At 35.6% G+C, this 20,126-nt stretch carries 16 protein-coding genes; all 16 read right to left on the reverse strand.

What is annotated here, in order from left to right; translation table 11 throughout:
- Positions 1-277 precede the first annotated feature (277 nt).
- Positions 278-874, reverse strand: coding sequence for a bifunctional phosphoribosyl-AMP cyclohydrolase/phosphoribosyl-ATP diphosphatase HisIE (gene hisIE / locus E0Z07_RS17445; RefSeq protein WP_131541058.1), 597 nt, complete (start codon positions 872-874; stop codon positions 278-280).
- Complete coding sequence (gene hisF / locus E0Z07_RS17450; protein WP_131541059.1) at positions 871-1,623, reverse strand: imidazole glycerol phosphate synthase subunit HisF; 753 nt, start codon at positions 1,621-1,623, stop codon at positions 871-873. The genes hisIE and hisF overlap by 4 nt, the downstream gene beginning before the upstream one ends.
- Positions 1,617-2,330, reverse strand: a complete 714-nt coding sequence (gene hisA / locus E0Z07_RS17455; RefSeq protein ID WP_041893132.1) for a 1-(5-phosphoribosyl)-5-[(5-phosphoribosylamino)methylideneamino]imidazole-4-carboxamide isomerase — start codon at positions 2,328-2,330, stop codon at positions 1,617-1,619. Before hisA ends, hisF begins: the two co-directional genes overlap by 7 nt.
- Positions 2,327-2,908, reverse strand: coding sequence for an imidazole glycerol phosphate synthase subunit HisH (gene hisH, locus E0Z07_RS17460; RefSeq protein ID WP_131541060.1), 582 nt, complete (start codon positions 2,906-2,908; stop codon positions 2,327-2,329). The genes hisA and hisH overlap by 4 nt, the downstream gene beginning before the upstream one ends.
- Entirely contained in the window at positions 2,905-3,996 is a 1,092-nt protein-coding gene (gene hisB / locus E0Z07_RS17465; RefSeq protein WP_131541061.1) for a bifunctional histidinol-phosphatase/imidazoleglycerol-phosphate dehydratase HisB, read from the reverse strand. The genes hisH and hisB overlap by 4 nt, the downstream gene beginning before the upstream one ends.
- Positions 3,989-5,035, reverse strand: coding sequence for a histidinol-phosphate transaminase (hisC, locus tag E0Z07_RS17470; RefSeq protein WP_131541062.1), 1,047 nt, complete (start codon positions 5,033-5,035; stop codon positions 3,989-3,991). The genes hisB and hisC overlap by 8 nt, the downstream gene beginning before the upstream one ends.
- On the reverse strand, positions 5,028-6,317 hold the full coding sequence (gene hisD, locus E0Z07_RS17475; RefSeq protein ID WP_131541063.1) for a histidinol dehydrogenase: 1,290 nt from the start codon (positions 6,315-6,317) through the stop codon (positions 5,028-5,030). Before hisD ends, hisC begins: the two co-directional genes overlap by 8 nt.
- Positions 6,318-6,328: 11 nt before the next feature.
- The gene (gene hisG / locus E0Z07_RS17480) at positions 6,329-7,186 is read right to left on the reverse strand and encodes an ATP phosphoribosyltransferase (RefSeq protein WP_131541064.1); all 858 of its coding nucleotides are present in this window, start codon (positions 7,184-7,186) and stop codon (positions 6,329-6,331) included.
- A gap of 343 nt (positions 7,187-7,529) precedes the next feature.
- On the reverse strand, positions 7,530-8,816 hold the full coding sequence (locus tag E0Z07_RS17485; RefSeq protein ID WP_006258521.1) for a DUF6051 family protein: 1,287 nt from the start codon (positions 8,814-8,816) through the stop codon (positions 7,530-7,532).
- Between the two features lie 108 nt (positions 8,817-8,924).
- On the reverse strand, positions 8,925-9,395 hold the full coding sequence (locus E0Z07_RS17490; RefSeq protein ID WP_006258522.1) for a hypothetical protein: 471 nt from the start codon (positions 9,393-9,395) through the stop codon (positions 8,925-8,927).
- Positions 9,396-9,487: 92 nt separating this feature from the next.
- Positions 9,488-10,933 carry an aminopeptidase P family protein gene (locus tag E0Z07_RS17495; protein WP_006258523.1) on the reverse strand — a complete coding sequence of 482 codons (1,446 nt, stop codon included), beginning with the start codon at positions 10,931-10,933 and terminating at the stop codon, positions 9,488-9,490.
- 37 nt (positions 10,934-10,970) lie between these two features.
- On the reverse strand, positions 10,971-12,011 hold the full coding sequence (locus tag E0Z07_RS17500) for a hypothetical protein (protein ID WP_006258524.1): 1,041 nt from the start codon (positions 12,009-12,011) through the stop codon (positions 10,971-10,973).
- A 257-nt stretch (positions 12,012-12,268) separates the two neighbouring features.
- Entirely contained in the window at positions 12,269-12,673 is a 405-nt protein-coding gene (locus E0Z07_RS17505) for a DUF2262 domain-containing protein (RefSeq protein WP_006258525.1), read from the reverse strand.
- A 2-nt stretch (positions 12,674-12,675) separates the two neighbouring features.
- A complete protein-coding gene (locus E0Z07_RS17510; RefSeq protein ID WP_006261737.1) occupies positions 12,676-13,308 on the reverse strand; it encodes a hypothetical protein in 633 nt (210 codons plus the stop codon).
- A gap of 6 nt (positions 13,309-13,314) precedes the next feature.
- Entirely contained in the window at positions 13,315-14,991 is a 1,677-nt protein-coding gene (locus E0Z07_RS17515) for a hypothetical protein (protein WP_006261738.1), read from the reverse strand.
- 71 nt (positions 14,992-15,062) lie between these two features.
- The gene (locus tag E0Z07_RS17520; RefSeq protein ID WP_006261739.1) at positions 15,063-20,126 is read right to left on the reverse strand and encodes a DUF4132 domain-containing protein; all 5,064 of its coding nucleotides are present in this window, start codon (positions 20,124-20,126) and stop codon (positions 15,063-15,065) included.

The following is a 20,126-nucleotide window of genomic DNA, read 5'->3' on the forward strand; positions in this document are numbered from 1 at the left end:
GCACTTAAAGTTGGGATGAGTCCGTACTGACTCCGTTAATTCAAACAAAATAACAGACTAAACACGAACTTATTGACCTCTTACTAAGTTATCATCTAGAAGGAGACAGCTAGTCAATATAAATTAAACAAAAACAGACTTGCTATTTATGAGCAAGTCTGTATTATTTTGACATATATATACCTTATCAAAATTCGCATATTTAGAAAATATTTTTTTCTAAACAGAAATATCAGAATTTTACAGCAATACTATATTTCACAGTATATAGTAATAGTTACTTAAGATGTCTTTCTTTCAAAACTGATTCTATATCACTTAGGACGAAACCTTTCACTTTTAATAAAATAAGGTAGTGATATAATAAGTCTGCTGCTTCATTCTTAAAGAGAGTATCATTATCATCTTTAGCTTCGATAACTAATTCCACTGCTTCTTCTCCTACTTTTTGAGCAACTTTATTGATTCCTCTCTTAAATAGTTGATTGGTATAAGATGATTCTACATTGTTATCAATACGCTCACTGATAATATTCTCTAAGGTGTAAACAAAACCTTTATCACCAATCTCTCCAAAGCACGAAGTACTTCCTGTATGGCATGTAGCTCCTATAGCTTCTACTTGTATCAACAGACAGTCTCTATCACAGTCTGTCAAAATCTCTTTTACGAGTAAATAATTACCAGAAGTTTCTCCTTTGGTCCAGAGCCTATTTTTAGTACGACTATAGAACGTTACTTTACCTTCAGTAATCGTCTGTTGGTAGGCTTCTTCATTCATATAGCCTTGCATCAATATCTGCATAGAATCCTTATCTTGAATAATCACAGGTACTAACCCGTTGCCTTTATTAAAATCTATATCTAGTTTCATCTTACACTTATATTATTTGTTTTTAATATTTGCTTTAGCTCTGGTATACTTACTTCTCCATAGTGAAATATACTAGCCGCTAACGCACCTGTCGCTTGCGTCTGAATAAACACTTGTGCAAAGTGATCTATACTCCCAGCACCACCAGATGCTATCACGGGTATATTTACCGTTTTAGCTACCTCAGCTGTAATATCGAGTGCAAAGCCCGCTTTCGTACCGTCATTATTCATTGAGGTCAGTAGTATCTCCCCCGCTCCTAAACTAGCTACTTGCTTAGCCCAATCTATAGTCTTTAGCTCGGTCTTGATACGTCCACCTGCACTGTATACCCACCATTCTCCTTCTTCGTACTTTGTATCTATGGCTACCACTGCACATTGACTCCCCAATGCCCGAGCAATCTCCTGTATTAGTTCAGGTCTCTTGATAGCAGCTGAATTGACACTTACTTTATCTGCGCCTGCTCTCACTAGATCTATTGCTTGCTCTCTAGTACTAATCCCACCACCTACGGTAAAAGGGATATTAATCTGACTTGCAATCTCATTAACCAAACCAATTAATGTCTTCCTATTTTCAATCGTAGCTGTGATATCCAGAAAGACTAATTCGTCTGCCCCTTCTTCTACATAGCGTTTTGCTAGCTCTATAGGATCACCAGCTCGCTGTATATCTACGAAGTTAACCCCTTTGACTACCTCACCATGCTGAATATCCATACACGCTATTACTCTCTTTTTTAGCATAATTCACTCAACTCTTTTAATGTTATCCTTCCTTCATAGATCGCTTTGCCGATGATCACTCCTTCACAACCTATCTCTTTTAGCTTGTATAATTCTGCTACCGTAGTTAACCCTCCACTAGCAATCAGTTTTACCTCAGTATTCGTTATAATCTCTTTATACAACTCAATAGCAGGTCCGTTTAGCATTCCATCTTTTTCTATATCAGTGACTATGGTATAGGATACACCTCTCTGTTCATACGACTGGATAAACTCTAGCACATCTGTATCAGCAGAGTCTAACCACCCTTGGGTCATAATCTTGCGCTGTTTACAGTCTGCTCCTAATATAATCTGCTCACTTCCATATCGCTCTAACCATGTTAAGAATAACTCTGGCTTAGTCGCTGCTATACTACCTACAGTCACTTGCTTAGCTCCACTGTTAAAGGCCGTGATGATATCCGAGTCATTCTTAATACCTCCACCGAAATCTATCTGTAGATTAGTCTGAGTAGCTATCTCTTCTAATACCTTGGCATTCATTATTTGACTTGACTTAGCACCGTCTAAATCCACTACGTGTAGATACTTAATTCCTGCATCTTCAAACTGCTTCGCTACTTCTACTGGACTTGTATTATACACTTTAGAGGTATTATAATCTCCTTTTGATAGTCGAACACACTGTCCTCCTATGATATCTATAGCTGGTATGATTCTCATAATTCTAAAAAATTCTTTAATAATAGTTCCCCTACTTTACCTGACTTCTCTGGGTGAAACTGTACTGCATAAAAGTTACCTTTAGCTAAAGCAGCCGAAAAGGGTACGATATAATTATTAACTGCAATAGTATCCTTAGATAAAGTAGCGTAATAACTGTGTACAAAGTAGAAATCATCTAACTCTTCAATTCCTTTAAACAAGGTCTCTTCTTCTATCATATCACAATTATTCCACCCCATATGAGGAACAATATCTGTTGCAGGAAAAAGCTTTACTTCATTGTCAAAGACACCTAATCCTGCTACATTCCCTTCTTCACTAGAATGACACAGTAGCTGCATCCCTAAACATATCCCTAGTACAGGCTGTTTTAACCCTATAATAACCTTATCCAATCCTTTATCTACTAAATACCTCATCGCAGAAGAAGCTTCTCCTACTCCTGGAAAAATCACTTTATCCGCAGAGGTAAGTATCGCTACATCATCTGTGACTATGGTCTGATACCCTAGTCGTTCTATAGCATTCTGTACAGACTGTACATTACCTGCATTGTATTTTAAGATTGCGATCATAGTATGCCTTTAGTACTTGGTATATTATAGTTCTCCGTTTTACTTACTGCCATCTTTATTGCTTTAGCAAAAGCTTTAAAGATCGACTCTATCTTGTGGTGCTCATTGTCACCTTCGCCCTTAATATTCAGGTTGCAACTCGCTGCATCAGCAAAAGATTTAAAGAAGTGATAGAACATCTCTGTCGGCATATCTCCTACTTTCTCTCTCTTAAACTCTGCGTCCCACATCAGCCATGCTCTCCCTCCGAAGTCTATAGCTACCTGAGCTAAACACTCATCCATTGGCAGTAAGAAGCCATATCTCTCTATGCCTTTCTTATTGCCTAATGCTCGTTTAAACGCTGTTCCTAATGCAATAGCTGTATCTTCTATCGTGTGGTGTTCATCTACTTGTAAGTCACCTTTGACTTTTATCTTTAGACCTATATTACCATGTCTATTGACTTGTTCTAACATATGATCAAAGAATCCTAAACCTGTCTCGATAACACAGTCTTTAGCGCTGTCTAGATTCACTTCTATATCAATCGTAGTCTCATTCGTCTTTCTGTATTCTTTACCTATACGGGGTTGTTGCTTTAAGAACTGATAGATCTCCTCCCAATCCATTGTGCTCAATGTGGCACGCTCATCTGCAACTTCATTGATATAAATAACTTTACTTCCTAAGTTCTCTGCTAACTGTATATCTGTCAACCTATCGCCTAAGACATAAGAGTTCGCTAAATCATAATCTCCATGGACATACTTACCTAACATTCCTAATCCAGGTTTACGCGTAGGTTTATTTTCATAGTCAAAAGAATCATCTACATAAATATCTGTAAATGTCACTCCCTCTCCTGCTAGTGTATCCAATATAAAGTTCTGTACAGGCCAAAAGGTATCTTCTGGAAATGAAGCAGTTCCTAGTCCATCTTGATTACTAACTAAAACTAAAGTGTAATCTAACTCTCTAGCTATCTTAGACAAGCTAGAAATAGCTTTAGGTAAGAATACTAACTTCTCAAAACTATCAATCTGAAAGTCTTCAGGTTCTTTAATAATAGTTCCATCTCTATCTATAAATAATACTTTCTTACTCACGATCTATTGTTTTTAATGCAGTTATTAATTGGTTATTTTCCTCTGGTGTACCTATCGAAATACGCAAAGTATTCTCTACGACCTTACTTCTATTTCTCACGATAATTTGCTTATTAATCAAGGCTTCATATACCTTATCCGCATTACCAAATTCAACTAATAGATAATTAGTCTGTGAGGGACATACTCTCTTCACAATAGAAAGTAGCTTCAACTCTTGGATGAGTTTCTCTCTTTCCTCGATAAGTAGCTTTATCCTTTGTTGAAATCCCGATGTATCTTGTAGTTGCTTTATAGCTTCTTCTTGTGTTACACTACTTAGATTATAAGGAGATTTCACCTTGTTAAAATAAGAGATTAACTCCTCACTCATCCATGCCATACCGATGCGAAGTCCTGCCATTCCCCATCCCTTAGAAAGAGTCTGTAGAACGATTAGATTGTTATACTTCGCTAACTCCTCTAACCAAGAAGGCTCATTGCTAAAGTCTATATAAGCTTCGTCTATAATGACTATCCCTTTAAATCTCGTTAATAATGCTGTGATACTGTTTCTATCTAATAGATTACCCGTAGGATTATTAGGCGAACAGATAAACATCAGCTTCACAGTAGGGTCTTCTAAATAAGGATCTACTACTGCTAGTTCTAAATCAAATGCATCATTAAGAGGAAGAGGTATTAACTCTACCGCATTAACATCTGCATACACTTCATACATCGCATAAGTAGGCGTAAATACGATAGCCTTATCCTTATTAGGCTGACAAAAGATACGATACACTAGATCAATAGCTTCATCACTTCCATTCCCTAAAAACAGCTGATTTGGTTTCCCTCCTTTTACTTTACTGATGACTTGTTTTAACGTTAGTTGATATGGATCAGGATATCGGTTAACTGTTCCGAATGGGTTCTCATTTGCATCTAAGAATATCCCTTGTTCTCCTTTATACTCATCTTTAGCACTTGTATAAGGGGATAAAGCCTTGATATTCGGACGAACTAATTCGTTTATATTTATTTTATTATTACTCATTGCTTAGTTTTTTAAGGCGAATACTAACAGCATTTTTGTGGGCAATTAACTCTTCTGCCTCTGCCATTACTTCGATTGTTTTACCTATGTTTTTTAACCCTTGTTTTGTTAGCTTTTGAAAAGTAACCTTCTTTACAAAGCTGTCTACCGATACGCCACTATAGCTCTTCGCATAGCCATTCGTAGGTAGAGTGTGATTCGTACCACTTGCATAATCACCAGCGCTCTCACAAGAATAAGCTCCTAAGAATACAGAACCTGCATTGATCACTAAGTCTATATACTTCTCAGCATTCTCTATATTTAAGATTAAGTGTTCAGGCGCATAAGCATTGCTAAAAGCAATACATTCTTCTATAGTCGATAATTCTATCATCAAGCTATTGTTCAGTGTCTGTTTTGCTAAGTCTTTACGAGGTAGTTCCTCTAGTTGTTTCTCCAATGCCTCAGCTACTTCACTTATCTTCTGCTTCGTTGTAGTCACAAAGACTACTTGACTATCTGTTCCGTGCTCCGCCTGTGATAATAGATCTGCTGCTATATAATCTGCATCAGCCTCTTGATCTGCAACGACTAAGACCTCACTTGGTCCTGCTGGCATATCGATAGCTATGCCTTGTGCCTGTACTAACTCTTTAGCCTTAGTTACATATTGATTACCAGGGCCAAATATCTTATAGACTTGAGGCACTGTCTCTGTACCATACGCCATGGCAGCAATAGCTTGTGCTCCACCAATCTTAAAGATAGTCTCTATACCTAAGTATTGAGCGGCATAAAGAACTACCTCATTGACTTTGCCTTGTTTATTACACGGTGTACACAATACCAACTCCTTACAACCTGCTAATTGAGCAGGAATAGTTAGCATTAACAAGGTGGAAAATAACGGAGCTGTACCACCTGGTATATAAAGCCCTACTTTCTCTATTCCTACACTCTTTCTCCAGCAAGACACTCCTTCTGTAGTCTCTACTTTATCTTCTGTAGATAATTGAGACTGGTGAAATGTTCTGATATTCGATGCAGCTATAGCTATAGCATCTTTAATATCCTGATTGACTAAAGTAGCAGCTTCTTCTATCTCCTGTCTACTTACTCTAAAGTCCGTTAGCTGTACCCCATCAAATAATGAAGCATAATTCTGAACAGCCTGATCTCCTCTTTCTTTGACTTGTTTAAGTACTGTACTGATACTCTCATTTAGACTTTCTGTCGTGATAATAGGGCGTTTTGTTAACCCTATCCATTCTTCTCTTGCAGGTTTATATACTGTTATCATAGCTTCTTATTTTAGTAAATCATTTTTTCTATCGGAGCTACTAGAATTCCCTCTGCTCCTAAGGCTTTTAACTCGTCGATGATATCCCAGAATTGGTCTTCTTGGATAACAGAGTGTAGGCTACTCCAACCTTCATCTGCTAAGGGTAAAACAGTAGGACTCTTCATACCTGGTAGTATAGAGATGATCTGTTCTAACTTATCATTAGGAGCATTTAATAAAATATACTTGCGTTCCTTAGCATTTAAAACAGACTTAATTCTAAACAAGAGTTTGTCTAATAAGACTTGTTTATCCTTTCCTAAAGCTTGGTTGCTAATTAAGACTGCTTGGCTGTCTAGCACCTTGTCTACTTCTTTAAGTCCATTAGACATTAGCGTAGATCCACTACTCACGATATCGCATACCCCATTAGCAAGACCAATGCTAGGCGCTATCTCTACACTTCCAGAGATAAACTCTATAGAAGCATTCACGCCTTGTTGTTTTAAGTATTTTTCTAGGATAAAGGGATAAGAAGTTGCAATCTTTTTGCCTTCAAAGTAAGTAATACCAGTATAGTCAACTTCTTTAGATACAGCTAAACTCAATCTACAACTACCAAAGCCTAGGTATTCTAATACCTTAACAGGTAGATTAGCCTCTAAGTACACATTCTCTCCTACAATACCGATATCAGCTACTTGTTGTTCTACATATTTCGTTACATCATCATCACGCAAGAACAGTACTTCGATAGGGAAGTTCTTACTTTCGGCAATTAGTTTACCACCACCATTGGGAAACTTAATGCCACATTCTTTTAATAATTCTAGGGATTTCTCACTAAGACGTCCACTTTTTTGGATTGCAATTTTTAATTTACTCATATTATTTTTTGATTAAAATGTTCGAGTAAACCGATAGGAAGTATCAAATAGCAATACGCTTAAAAACAAAAAATCCCGTCTGATTTACTCAAACGGGATAATTAGATATTTTGGTTTCAAATACACCATATCATTACCAGCTCGTAAGAGTACAAGTAGAATGATGATGATGATGTAATTGACTTGGATACATGTCTTTTTTGTTTATTTGATAAGTCAAATGTATATATAATTTTAATACACTTGGTTAATTATTTTTATTTATTTCTTATACTTTTCAAATATCGCCTATTTAAAACAGCTTTCAAACTCAATGAGAGCAAGCCTTTTAACCTATTAATAACTACAGATAAAAATTAGCCATTTTAGCCATTGTTAGATTAAAATGAGTATCCACTTCTTCTGCATTCTTGATTGTTAAAGGGAAAGGAACCATATGACTATAGGAGAAAGGATAGTCTAAAATATCCACTCCAATAGGCACATCTCTATACGGTCCTTTTAGCATATTTAAAGCTTCTACAGCAGGAGCTACCTCATCATTTTTAAGGTTGACAGAGTAGATTTGATTCTCTAATTCTTTTAAGCGTTCTTCTCTTTCTTCTTGGTGATGATTGTAACGAAGCATTGTTTTAAACCAACTCTCCCCTGGGTGTAATTCTTTGGATTGATAGTGATTTAGACGAGGTTCTGCTATAAACTTAGTTGTCAGTAATTGAGCAAAGACTTTTTGCATCATAATAGTTGCTTTTCCATCCATAATATACTTCGATACTGGGAACATACGATCAATAGTCATTCCTCCACAGAAGCAAACTAACTTAGCATTATTCAATATGCCATTAGGATTCGCCATCAGAATAATAATAGATAAAAACGAGCCTATAGAATATCCAAACAAATCAATAGAAGCTGTTTTAGAAAGACTCGGGAACTTACCTTCTCTTAGTTGAGTCTCCCATTGTATAAAATCGTAATATGTCTGTAATCCCGACCAAAACATACGTTGTGGATTAGCCTCCATACGTGTACTCAATGCTGCATTGACATAGCTCGTATCTGAATTCTCTTGCCAATGCATCGCTCTCTTCTGAGCCACCTCAAACATCAGTTTTCGATCAGACCATTCAAGAGGTGCTCTATCCATGTGAAAGCTTATAGGAAACAAGACTAGGGCTTTTTTAGTACGTTTTGCTAACTCATATGCCCAAGGTAGATACTTATCCCACTTCTTCTCATTTAAGCCGTGAAACATGACTATAGTCTCTTCTGAAACCTCTTGCTCTAATGTCTTTAAAACAATAATCTTAAACTTCTTATTCTCCTCTACACTATAATCAGAAATATCTAATAGGTGATCTGTATCTGTAATCAGCTTACAAAAAGTATCTTCAAAACTCTCGTGATGTTCATCACAATACAATTTATCTGAACCACATAGTACATTAGCTGCTTGTGTAGATTCAAAATCGTATTTAAAGAATTCAATACCTAGTTCTTCACTTTTTATATAGTCATCTTCTGTATTAAAAAGCTTTTTGAGTTGATCGTGTAATTGGTAGTAATGCATGGTGTTAGGATTAGGTTGGTTTAAAATACTATGTATGCATAGTATTAACGCAATAACCATTGAAATTATTACACAAATCAGACATTATTAATATATAATTATTTTGAACTACTACTTGTATTTATTATATCACCAATCGTTATTTCAATTAATTATAAAAAACAAAATCTACTTTTTATAAGACACTCCTGATATACTACTTGCACTTCTAGGATCATATACAGACCATAAAGTCCCCCACTCAAAAGCGATACTCCACTGAGGATAAGGTGAGTTCTTTTTCTTTCCTTTCTCCCCTGACAGTTTACGCATAAAAGAATTATTGCGTTCGAAGACTTCCATTTCCTTCTTTTCTGACCAATCATCCCAAGTCTTAGCATCTCTATCATCGCTAGTGTATATATACATACTCTCTAAGCTATCTCCAAAGAAGCAAATACTAATCCGAACTTGATACCCTTCCCAATCACAATGATTAAAACCATACCAGAAATATCCTGTATTAACATCTCTAAAGCTATCATATTTAGCCTTGTAATAATCCGTTTGTTTTAATTCTTCTAACTGCATTCCCTTATACAATCTACAATTAAATTCTTCTAAAACTATACTACCATTTGTTTTATCTAACATCCCCATGTGTACACTTATTAAACATTTATACTTCTATATAAAAAGCCGATAAGTTCATTAGTACTTATCGGCTTCATATTAAATATAAAAATAGCTTCTTAGTAATTAGATTTATAATCTTCTATCTCCGCAACAGTTCTGATTAACTCTGGTCCTAAATACTGATAACCATTATCTTTAATCAAGAAGTTGTCCTCAATACGGATACCTCCAAAGTGAGCAAACTGTTTTACCTTGTCATAGTTTATAAACTCTGCATATTTCTTCTCAGCCTCCCACATCTCGATTAACTCTGGAATAAAGTAAATACCTGGCTCTACAGTTAGCACATGTCCTGCTTTTAGCTCTTTTCCTAAACGCAATGATTTAATACCAAACTGCTTCGTATCTTTAGGGTCTTCTGTTGTATATCCTACATACTGTTCTCCTAAATCTTCCATATCGTGTACATCAAGTCCCATCATATGTCCTAATCCACATTGGAAGAACATCGTATGTGCATGATTAGCTACAGCATCTTGTGCATTTCCTTTCATAAAGCCTAAGTCGATTAATCCTTCTGCTAATATCTCACAGGCTTTTAGGTGTACATTTTTATACTTCACTCCAGCTTTAAGCTCTGCCTTAGCTCCTTCAAAAGAATTAAGAACTACATTATAAAGATCGCGTTGTTCTGGTGTAAAAGTCTTATCTACAGGATATGTACGCGTCAAGTCAGATGCGTACCCCATTGGCGTCTCGCAACCAGAGTCATTTAACAATAACTTACCTGATTGTAACGTATTCATTTTATAATGATTGTGTAAGATCCCTCCGTTGATTGTCACAATAGAGTTATAAGCTAACTCACAGTTATGACTCCCTGCCACATTCTGAATAGCACTCACGATTTCATACTCCTTCACACCAGGCTTAGCCATGCGCATCGCTAGTAAGTGCATCTGATTAGATACTTTTAGTGCTTCTTCTATCTGTACTATTTCTTGTGCTTCTTTGATTTCTCGTTGTGCTACGATAGCTTGAATCATCGGCACAGATGGTTTAAAGTCCACTATAGAAATATGTAGTAACTCACTTAATAAAATCTTGTTGAATGATTGATAAGGAGGTAGGTAGTGAATATTTCTTTTCACGCTCATAGCAGTCGCTAAATAAATAGCTAATTCTGCATAAGGTCTTGTCTCTACTACACCTGCTTTCTCACATTTTTCTTTTAAAGTCTCTTGACGTCCCATCCATACAATAGCATCCATAGACATCTCATCTCCAAATACGATTGTCTTATGCTCATCTAAATCAATGATAGCAGCTAAGTGTGGTTGTTGGATACCAAAGTAGTACAAAAACGTACTATCCTGTCTGAAATGTGAAGCATTGTCAGCAAAGTTGATTGGATTCTCTATATTTCCTAAAAACAATAAGATTCCCTTTGCTTGAATATTTTGTTGAAGAACTTCTCTTCTTCTCTTATAAGTTTCTGTATTAAACATGGTATTGTTGGTTTGATCCTCCCAAGGTAACAACTTTGTCTGATATATACTCACAAATTGAGTAGTTTTTATCTAGTTGTTAGAGCAGGTGCTAATTCTTATAAATATCTATTGAAAAGAACTGTTGTACTTTATCATATACATCTTGGTCTAGTGCTACTTCTTTTAAGAAAAGTACATATTCAAAGTCCATCAATTGACGTTTGACAGACATAGAAAGTATGTGTACTACTAGCTCATCTGCAATATACTTTTGTTGTTCTTTGTTAGCAGAGTGATAGACCTCTTTTACTAAGAAATTATAATAGGTCTTACCTTCTATTTTCTTGTTTACAAACTGTTCGAAGGTCTTATAAACAATATTCTTAATCACCTCTTCCCACACTGATTTAACTTGTACATTATTAATGGTCAATGCCAACCAATGTATATACTCATCATAGAACAAATCAATCTTCTTACTATACGTTCTAATGCGATTCTGAAAGTCTGTCATGGTTTCGATCACAGTCGAAAAGATATCCAATGTGATTGGTTTATTAATACTGACAGTCACATAGTGATTCACAGGCTCTAAAGCAATATTCATCAAGTCCATCAGCTTCTTCACATTCGCCCCTTCTAATGTTTTTCGACGTCCCGCAACCGACTTTATCGTCTGTTCCATAATCTCTCTTACCTGATCTGTGGTGTATTGTGTTTCATCAGTCGAAAAAGTAAGTAAAAAGAGCTGTTCTAAAGGTTTATTCTTTTTAAAGACTTCTGACAGCCATCCTGTGATAGCTTCCTTATCTACACGAAGCATTACTTCTTCTGTCTCAGTTAGCTTTTTCTTTTTAGTCTTCACTCCTGTAGTAGTGGATTTCTTTTTCGTTCCTCCCTTACTATCTTCCATAGCTAGCAATACCGCTACTTTATGGAGGCAAAGTGTTTCTCCATTCGGACAATCACAAGTAAGCGCAGTAATCTTAGCAGCCTGAATAAACAACTGTACATCATAGCTCTGTTCTCCATCATCTACAAAAGCTACATAGTGCCCCTTACTCTCTTGTTCTAGCTCACGAACAGGCAATTGCATTGCTCTATTTTTATCTTTTGTAGTTATTGATTTGATTACTTCTGCTACTTTCATAATACTTTTATTGTCAGAACACAAAGTAACATATTTATCTCCACTATAACACTATTTCAAAGATCGTTTTGAGTATATACTCCTTTTCTACTCATCAGCAAATCTAGTATACTTCTATTCATCTTATTTTAATTGTGATTATAATGACCTCAGTTGAACTTATATACTCACTTATGGTTGTATAAAGTGGGACACTACGATATAAAAAAGGCTTGAGAATTAATTCTCAAGCCTTATATATCTAATTTAATACTTACTTATCCATTCATCGCTACATGAGATTCAAACTCTCCATCAACCATCTCAATAGATAAAATATGATCTCCGAAATATGCTCCGCCTTCATAATTAAACTCTACTTCACCATCTCCAGTAAAATATAACGACAACAGTCCTAACTCATCTCTAAACTGCTCTTCAGACAATCCTTCGTTCTTTTCACTATACACATCATACAGCTCATCTACAATAATATCTTTTCCTTCAGCATTGTATTTCTCTAACTGAACTACTACCTTATTGACATCTTTTAGAATCTCTTCTAACTCATCATCGCCATTATAAATAGAAAGATTAATTACTTCTTCTCCTAAAGTATAATCCATCTCTAATGTTTCTTCATCATATTCTGATATTTTAAAATCTTGTGCTGTTAATATCATATCTATTGTTTGTTTAATGCTTTATCTACTATACTAATCAATTCCTGTGGAGTCATAAACGTATTCATGAATGCTTCTAAACTTCCTTCATTAGTCACTTCACTAAAGAAAACCTCGTGATCAGTACCAAATAATGTAGGATTCTCTTGATTAGGATCATCTATACAAATGTAATAATGATCAGGAAAACCATAACTATAGAATAGCTGTATCATGCTTGGATATTTTGTACCTACTACTCTCTCTATCTCGCTTAGATTAACAAAATCCTCATCCATAAAATCTGTATTCCACTCTTCATAATCATCAGTTCCTTCCTTATAGGGTGTAAAAGGAGTTGCTGTCCAAAACACCTGCCCTCTCCCTTCTTCTGTATGTACATAGTAATGAGCTATCATCTTATCCATAAATGCCTGTCTATCTGACTGAATCAACTCTTGATGTTCATCTATATACTCTCCTAAACCATAGATAGGCTCTTGATCCTCTTCATCTGCCCAAGGTGTATCTTCTGGCTTCGGATATAATACCATATCAAAAGTGATAGACATCAAATCTTCTGCTAATGACTTCCCTTTTACTTGACTAATATCTCCTCCAAGTGCCTGTATTCTATCTAAAATTGTTTGATTCATTACTATCTACTTTTGTTTTTTCTCGACAAGTGTCTTGATTTTTTTATTCAAACTTCCATCTGTATACCTATACTTCATTAATTTCTGTACGATATCTTTCACTGAGAATTTCTCTACAATATACTTAGCCAATCTTTCATCAGTATATCTAGGATAAACAGGAGTTTGTCCAATACTCATAACCTTGTCTAAGTACGATGCAGCATTAAACTTACACATCTGTTCACCATAAGCCCACATTACATCTTGAGGAACATCTCTACTTAGTACTTCTAGCATTTTCTTATAATTATGCTCTGTTTCCAGAATAGCAAAATACAACATAGAGGCTGATTTTGCATGATGAAAGTTATTTTTTAAAACACTTAAAACTTTAGTTCTAAACCTCTTAACCTCTTCAGGATCCTCTAAATACTTAATTACATAACTATAATCTTCAAGGTCATAGGTCTCAAAGAAAAGTTGCTTTTTTATATTTGCTAAACCTCTTTTATCCCCATTATTCTCATAAATCTCTTCTAGTATCTCTAGATAAGGTTCGTTATACTCTGTCTGAATATTACTCTCTATTATTTTTAAACAATACTCCTCTACTAGTTTAAGATCTATATCCATTAACCCTTTTAATAATAGCAAATTGTATTCATTCTGAAACCTAACTGGTTTAAACAATTTATAACAATCTTTTAAAACTTGTTGTTCAACAGCTATTATCAAAAAGAACAAATACATCTCTATCTCAACAACATAATTATTATCTTGATAATGCTTCATTATTTTCACTACCTCATCCCCAAAAAGAGAAGTATATCTCTCATCTTTACTTTCGTATAGTTCTATAACTAAAGCTGAAACTAGACTGTAGTGTAAACTATTCTTAGGCTCATACAGTTGTTTCAATAAGTTTACTATCGTATTCTTGACAACATCTTGATCTTTGACATTTAATAATGCTAATACGTATCTTTCAACAAACTTATTCATATAGGTATCAACTCGTTTGCTAGTATAATTCACACTATACTTTAACGTAAATAGAGAAGACATTATCTTTAAATAAAGTTCTAAAGCAATAGGTTTTGTAATATTAACAACGATATATTTATCCACTGGCTCTAATGCAAGTGAAACCAAATCTACCAGCCTCTTAATATCTTTAGCATCTGCATTCTTTCTTTTTCCAAAAACAGAAGTATAAATATCTTTCAATATTTTATCAACGATATCAACACTATATTCGGCACTATCTTGTTTTTTAAAAGTTAATATAAACTCCTGCTCTACCTCCTTATTTTTCTTAAACAATTCAGTCAGCCATGTATACACCTCCTCTTGATTAACATCTTGAAGTAATGCTACACTTTCGCTTATTTTCTTTTTACTCAAAGCTTTTTTCACAACGGGTTTCGTAGCAATTTTCTTCCCTTTTAAGGCATCATTTATTGCCATCAGTAGCTTAGTCTGGTGTGAACACATGACTATATTGTCAATCTCACATTCACAACTTCTACTGACTACAGTACGGCCATCTATTACGATTTGTACATCATAGCTACTTTCTTCGTCATCTACATAAGCTACCCAATGTCCTTTACTCTCTTCCTCTACTTCTCTTAGAGATAGCCTTTCTGTTTTCCTTAATGTCGATTTTTCTACTAATTTTAATATCTGTCCTATTGTCATTACCTTCTTTTTTCTATTGTCAAATATACTTACTCTCCACTAAAGAACTATATCATATATATAAAGATTTTCTACTCTATCTGCCTTAAGATACCCGTATCTCTAATACTCCCATCCCTAGCTAAAATTAAAGCCTTAGACACAATCTCTGTGGTCTTAGGGTCATCATCTACAAAGGGTAGGAACAACTTCCCTCTATCCTGTGTATGTACAGGCTCGATATAGAGATGCGTACCAGATATCAAGTGAATCACACCACTACCGACATGTAAGCTATAGATTCCCTTAGTCCCTGTGATCACAAGGTGGCGTTCTTTGTACTCGATATTTGTTAACTTCAATAATCGTGCTGTTTCTCTCACAACAGCCATACGCATCTGTACCGTAGACAGACTTGTCTCTGGATCTACTCCTCCTACATAAGCGACACTTACCACCAAGTCAAGGTCTCTCATCACCTCACTGAAGACAATAGGATTAACCTCTGTTAGGGCAATCACGTCATCTGAAGAAGCTTTAGTGAACAAGACATGCTCTAAGCTAACATAGTCACCATACTCTGCATTACTACCTCCTAAATAGTCAATATAAACCTCAACTCGAATATCCTCCTCAAAATACAGTTTGCTGTAATTCGCATAGTATTCATACTGCCAGTTTCTTGTCTTAAACAGTCCTAAAGTCTGTTTGTCTTTGACCTGATATCCCGTATAGCGATTAGAGCTACCGATATTTGTTTCCTCTGCTTCGTTGTGTAAATACAACTCTCTAAACACTTGTTTAAAGGGTTGTTCTATCTGTTTGTCAAACAAATAAGCTTGTATATTGACCCATTGTCCACTTTGATATAAACCATAACAGTGTACTATCACGAACTCTTCCTCTCCTTGTACATCCATTACCACGCCATCTATAGTGGTAAATACTCCCTCTACAAACAAACCGTAAACCTCACCACATTTAAAAACCAACTTAGCCAAATGGTGCTTAATAATCGGATGCAGTAACAACTTCTGCATCTCTGCATAAGAGAACGCATCTTGTCTAAGCATTGCCTGCTCTAAATTCAGACGAGAGCGACTATACTGTTCTTTCAGTGCCTTCTGACGTTCTACTAGATCTATGATTTGCTCATTTTTCTTTAGTTTAGCAGGTATCGCTTTTAAGGGCTTATCCCCTTTACTCTTCACTGTCAACTCTACTTTTCCTTCATCAGATACAGTCAAAGAGAATGTATACTCATCCAATACCAGTTCCTTATAGTTCTCTAGAATAGACTGCACTTGTACACTCTCCATAGACCATTGAAAACGCACTGCATCAGTATACCCTGCCGCTCTAGCGATGTTCTGCATCGCTACATTATATATCTTTAAGTCATTCTCTTGGCGCATAGCTCCATACTTCTTAGAACCTTTCTTAAACTGTTCTAATAACTCATATCGATCCATCAAATCTCCTTCTCTATCTGTCTCAGATAAGGGGAATAACCCACATGCACGTACATAGTTTCTATCGCGTTTAGAGATAACCCTCGTTTTCAAGTCTTTCATAGAGACTTTGCCTAACAGCACATCTGCATATAGCTTCACACGAGTATGCCCCTCTACTGCCATAAACTTAGTTGAATCATAAAGCATCTGCCAACGCTCTTCTCCTAGTACGTGATAAAAACTAAAGAACCAATCTATATCTACTACACCTCCTTCAAACTCCTCTAACGCTATAGCAGAATAGCGTTGTATCTGTTTTTGTATCTTGTTTCTCTCCTCTTCTTGTTCGTTATCCAGCAGATGAGCGAACAGCCACCATATCGCTGACTCTAATCCTTGCCAGTCTAAGTAAGTCGTGATGTACTTTATCCACTGCGGACATGCTACAGCCACTTCGATCCATTGTATTGCACTGAAGTTTATCTCTGCTACTTGAGCATTAAACATCTCTTGGCTATCCGTACTTAAAGGTGTTGTTCTACGAATAAGTTTACTATAGATTTGTCCTAATTCCTTAATCGTGATTTGCATCTCTGCATAATAGTAAATACTTTCTTTAGATATCCCTGTGTGCTTGATCTTATGCAATAATCCAAAGAAATACTGCATTCCTTCTATCTCCTGAAAGTCAAAGACAATATCAAATACCTTAGTCGTAGGGTTATCCCTATCCATAACCTGTTGTAAATAATACGCTTTAAACTCAACCAAGACTTGCTGTACTTTATCGTTTATAAATCGCTTTGTAAAAGGAGATAACATTGAACTGAAATAAGACTTTCTATTATCTATAACTACAAGATACTGTATAAACTCATCTCGCGTAATTTCATTCTTATCATAGGCAATAGCCATCAATTCAAAAGGTAACAGATAATAGCTATCATCTACTTTATTACAATTCAATTGACGCCAACGCAATAGTCTGAAATATGCTAAACACTGTTCTTCTGTTAAATCCTCTATAGGTATAAACTCAGCATACCAAGATAAATCTGTATAATCTACCCATGTATAGCTATACTCTTCTCCATAAACAGAAGTGCGTATCTCTAAATCTAATACTTCTTGAGTAATACTGTTGTATATTGTTTTTAAACCATCTAAGCAATAGGTCGTTTTTTCTTTAAATGGATATTGATAGGTTAAACAAGAAAAGACTGTTCCCATCGCATACCAGTAGTTATCATATTTAGCTGAGAGTTCATTATAGAAATAAGGCAACTTCCCATCTAATAATGGTTTTATCAATTCAGGGACCTCTGTTTCTGAAGTAGCGCAACGCAGTAAGAATAAGTCTAATGCATCTAACTTACTATCCATAAACCACTGATTCCATACTTCATACAATGGGTAATCTTGGAAGTGTTGTTCTGCTGTCCATTCATCATCACCTGAATAACTATGCATCTTCGTGAAATGTGTTCCTAAGAGTACCTTCTCTGCTTTTCCATAATTAAAATGTTCATATTCATACGTAGCATATTGTTTCATCAGTTGCTCTAGGCTATCTAACTCTCTTACTACCTCTTCCCATTTCTTAGAAAGTCCCCAATTATGTGCAATGCGCTGACTAAATAAAGTATTCTCTTCCACTGAAGGCAATACGACAGCACTCACCACAGTAGCATCGTATAATGCCATATCTGTGTCTTGTCCTTCTTTTCCTTGACGCCCAAAGTCACGCAAGAGTACTAAGTATTCTTCTTCCTCTTTCGCATACTGAATACCTAGCTCATCTAACTGTGTTAACCAAGTACTTAGCTGATGATGTATGTCACCTCTCTGAGCTAGTACTACTAACCCTTCCATTGCTGTTAAGCGCTGATTTACATCCTCACTTAATATTAATTGTTCTAATAGTCTATCCTTAAAATCATCTTGTCTAGAGATCAACAGACGGATAAAGTGTTGTTGTGTCTTTTTAAACTTCCCTTTAAAGTATGCTACTATTTCTTCTTCGTCTTTACTTGATAAGGTAGCGATTGCTAAGAAGCGCATACAGCCAAAGGCTATTGTTTCTTTGCGCTCTTTCAGATAAGCGAAAGCTAACTCATTTTGCACCTCATAGGTAGGTTGTACCTCTCCTGTAAAACTATATCCATACCCCTGAAGTCCATATTCTTTACCTCCAAACAACAATACGTTTAATAACTCTTCTTTAAAATCAACAGTAAAGGTATTTCGCTTGTCTATAAACAGTCTCGCCTTCTCTGATGACTCCTCTGTCAAATACAACAGTGAAGTCAATAACTCTTCCCTATTCAACTCAAAGCTTCTGTAATAATCTGGTATTACACTACTCTTCAAGATTAGTGTCTTTCCACTTTTATACTGTTCATATAAGTCATAAAACACTTGGTATATGTCTTCATAGTTTTCTTGTTGGATAAAATACCTTGAAGTTCTACTGCCTTCCAAATATTGGTTTATTCGATTTAGCAGCATAGCGATAAACTCTTGATCTCTACTTTCTAATACTTTGTTAAATAGAACAGACTCAACCGTATATTCATTAAAGTTTGGTAAGAACTCTAATATTACAAGCTGATACTTGCGCTCTACTTCCTCAAAAGCACTCTCAACAAAGCCAAACGCCATCTCTCTGTGTATCCATAGATAACAGTGCATCAGTGCATAAAACTCTTTTTCATTAAATGCAGATAATTCTTTCTCGTCAAAATACTCATAGTGATTTATAGCATAGAGCATCAACTCACATAGTCGCTTTACATTATCTTGTTTGTCATCTTCTACATGACTTCTAAAGTGGTATGCTAACTCTGTACGCACTGCTTCATAACGCACTAAATTATGAGAGAGAATAACTTCTAAAAAATACTTTAAGTTAGCTACCTGTACATGTGATAATAACCTCGTAATATCTTGTCTAATTCCCTCTTCACGACCAGCGTTTACCAATATATCTTTTACTTTCTCCCAATACTTTGATTGCTTTGAAGCCATTAACATCAATAAAAAAGAAGGTGTCCATCGTCCATGCTCATTATCCCCATCACAGATAGTATCGACTACCTCGATTAACTGCTCTTCTCCACTATCTAAAGCTACTGCCCATACATAAGGGAGATAGTTAGGTAGCGAAAGGTGCATACTATACTCTACCTGCTTATGGAGTGGCAACTCTATGCTATAGGAATCATAGTTATGATTATCATAGAACGATATACCATATAACAGTCCTGAAATAACATTACACTGTTTTAAGAATGTATGTTCTGCATTGTGCCACGTCGCTTCTTTTATATCATATTGTCCTCCTAAGATATATTCATCCACTCGATCTAATAATTCCTGTACCCAAGGCGCTAACTTCTCTCCAAAAAAGTACACCAATAAAGCATAATACTCCACTTCTCTCCACATCCCAACAGAATTACTTGCTAACATCTCTACAAAAGTCTCATCATAACGCGTAAATACCTTAGGACTATAAATAGAATCTTCTGGATCACTACTATTGCCAGTAAAATGTAGTCCTAACATAGCGATATGTGGTTCTAACTTTACACCTACATACTCTTCATTATACACCATCGCATAAAGCTCCCCATGTATCTCTGCATAAGTACGGTTCTCCACTTGATAGTCTCTTAGTATAGTTACAATATTATTATTCAT

This window comes from Myroides odoratimimus (assembly GCF_004337635.1).
GTDB lineage: Bacteria > Bacteroidota > Bacteroidia > Flavobacteriales > Flavobacteriaceae > Flavobacterium > Flavobacterium odoratimimum.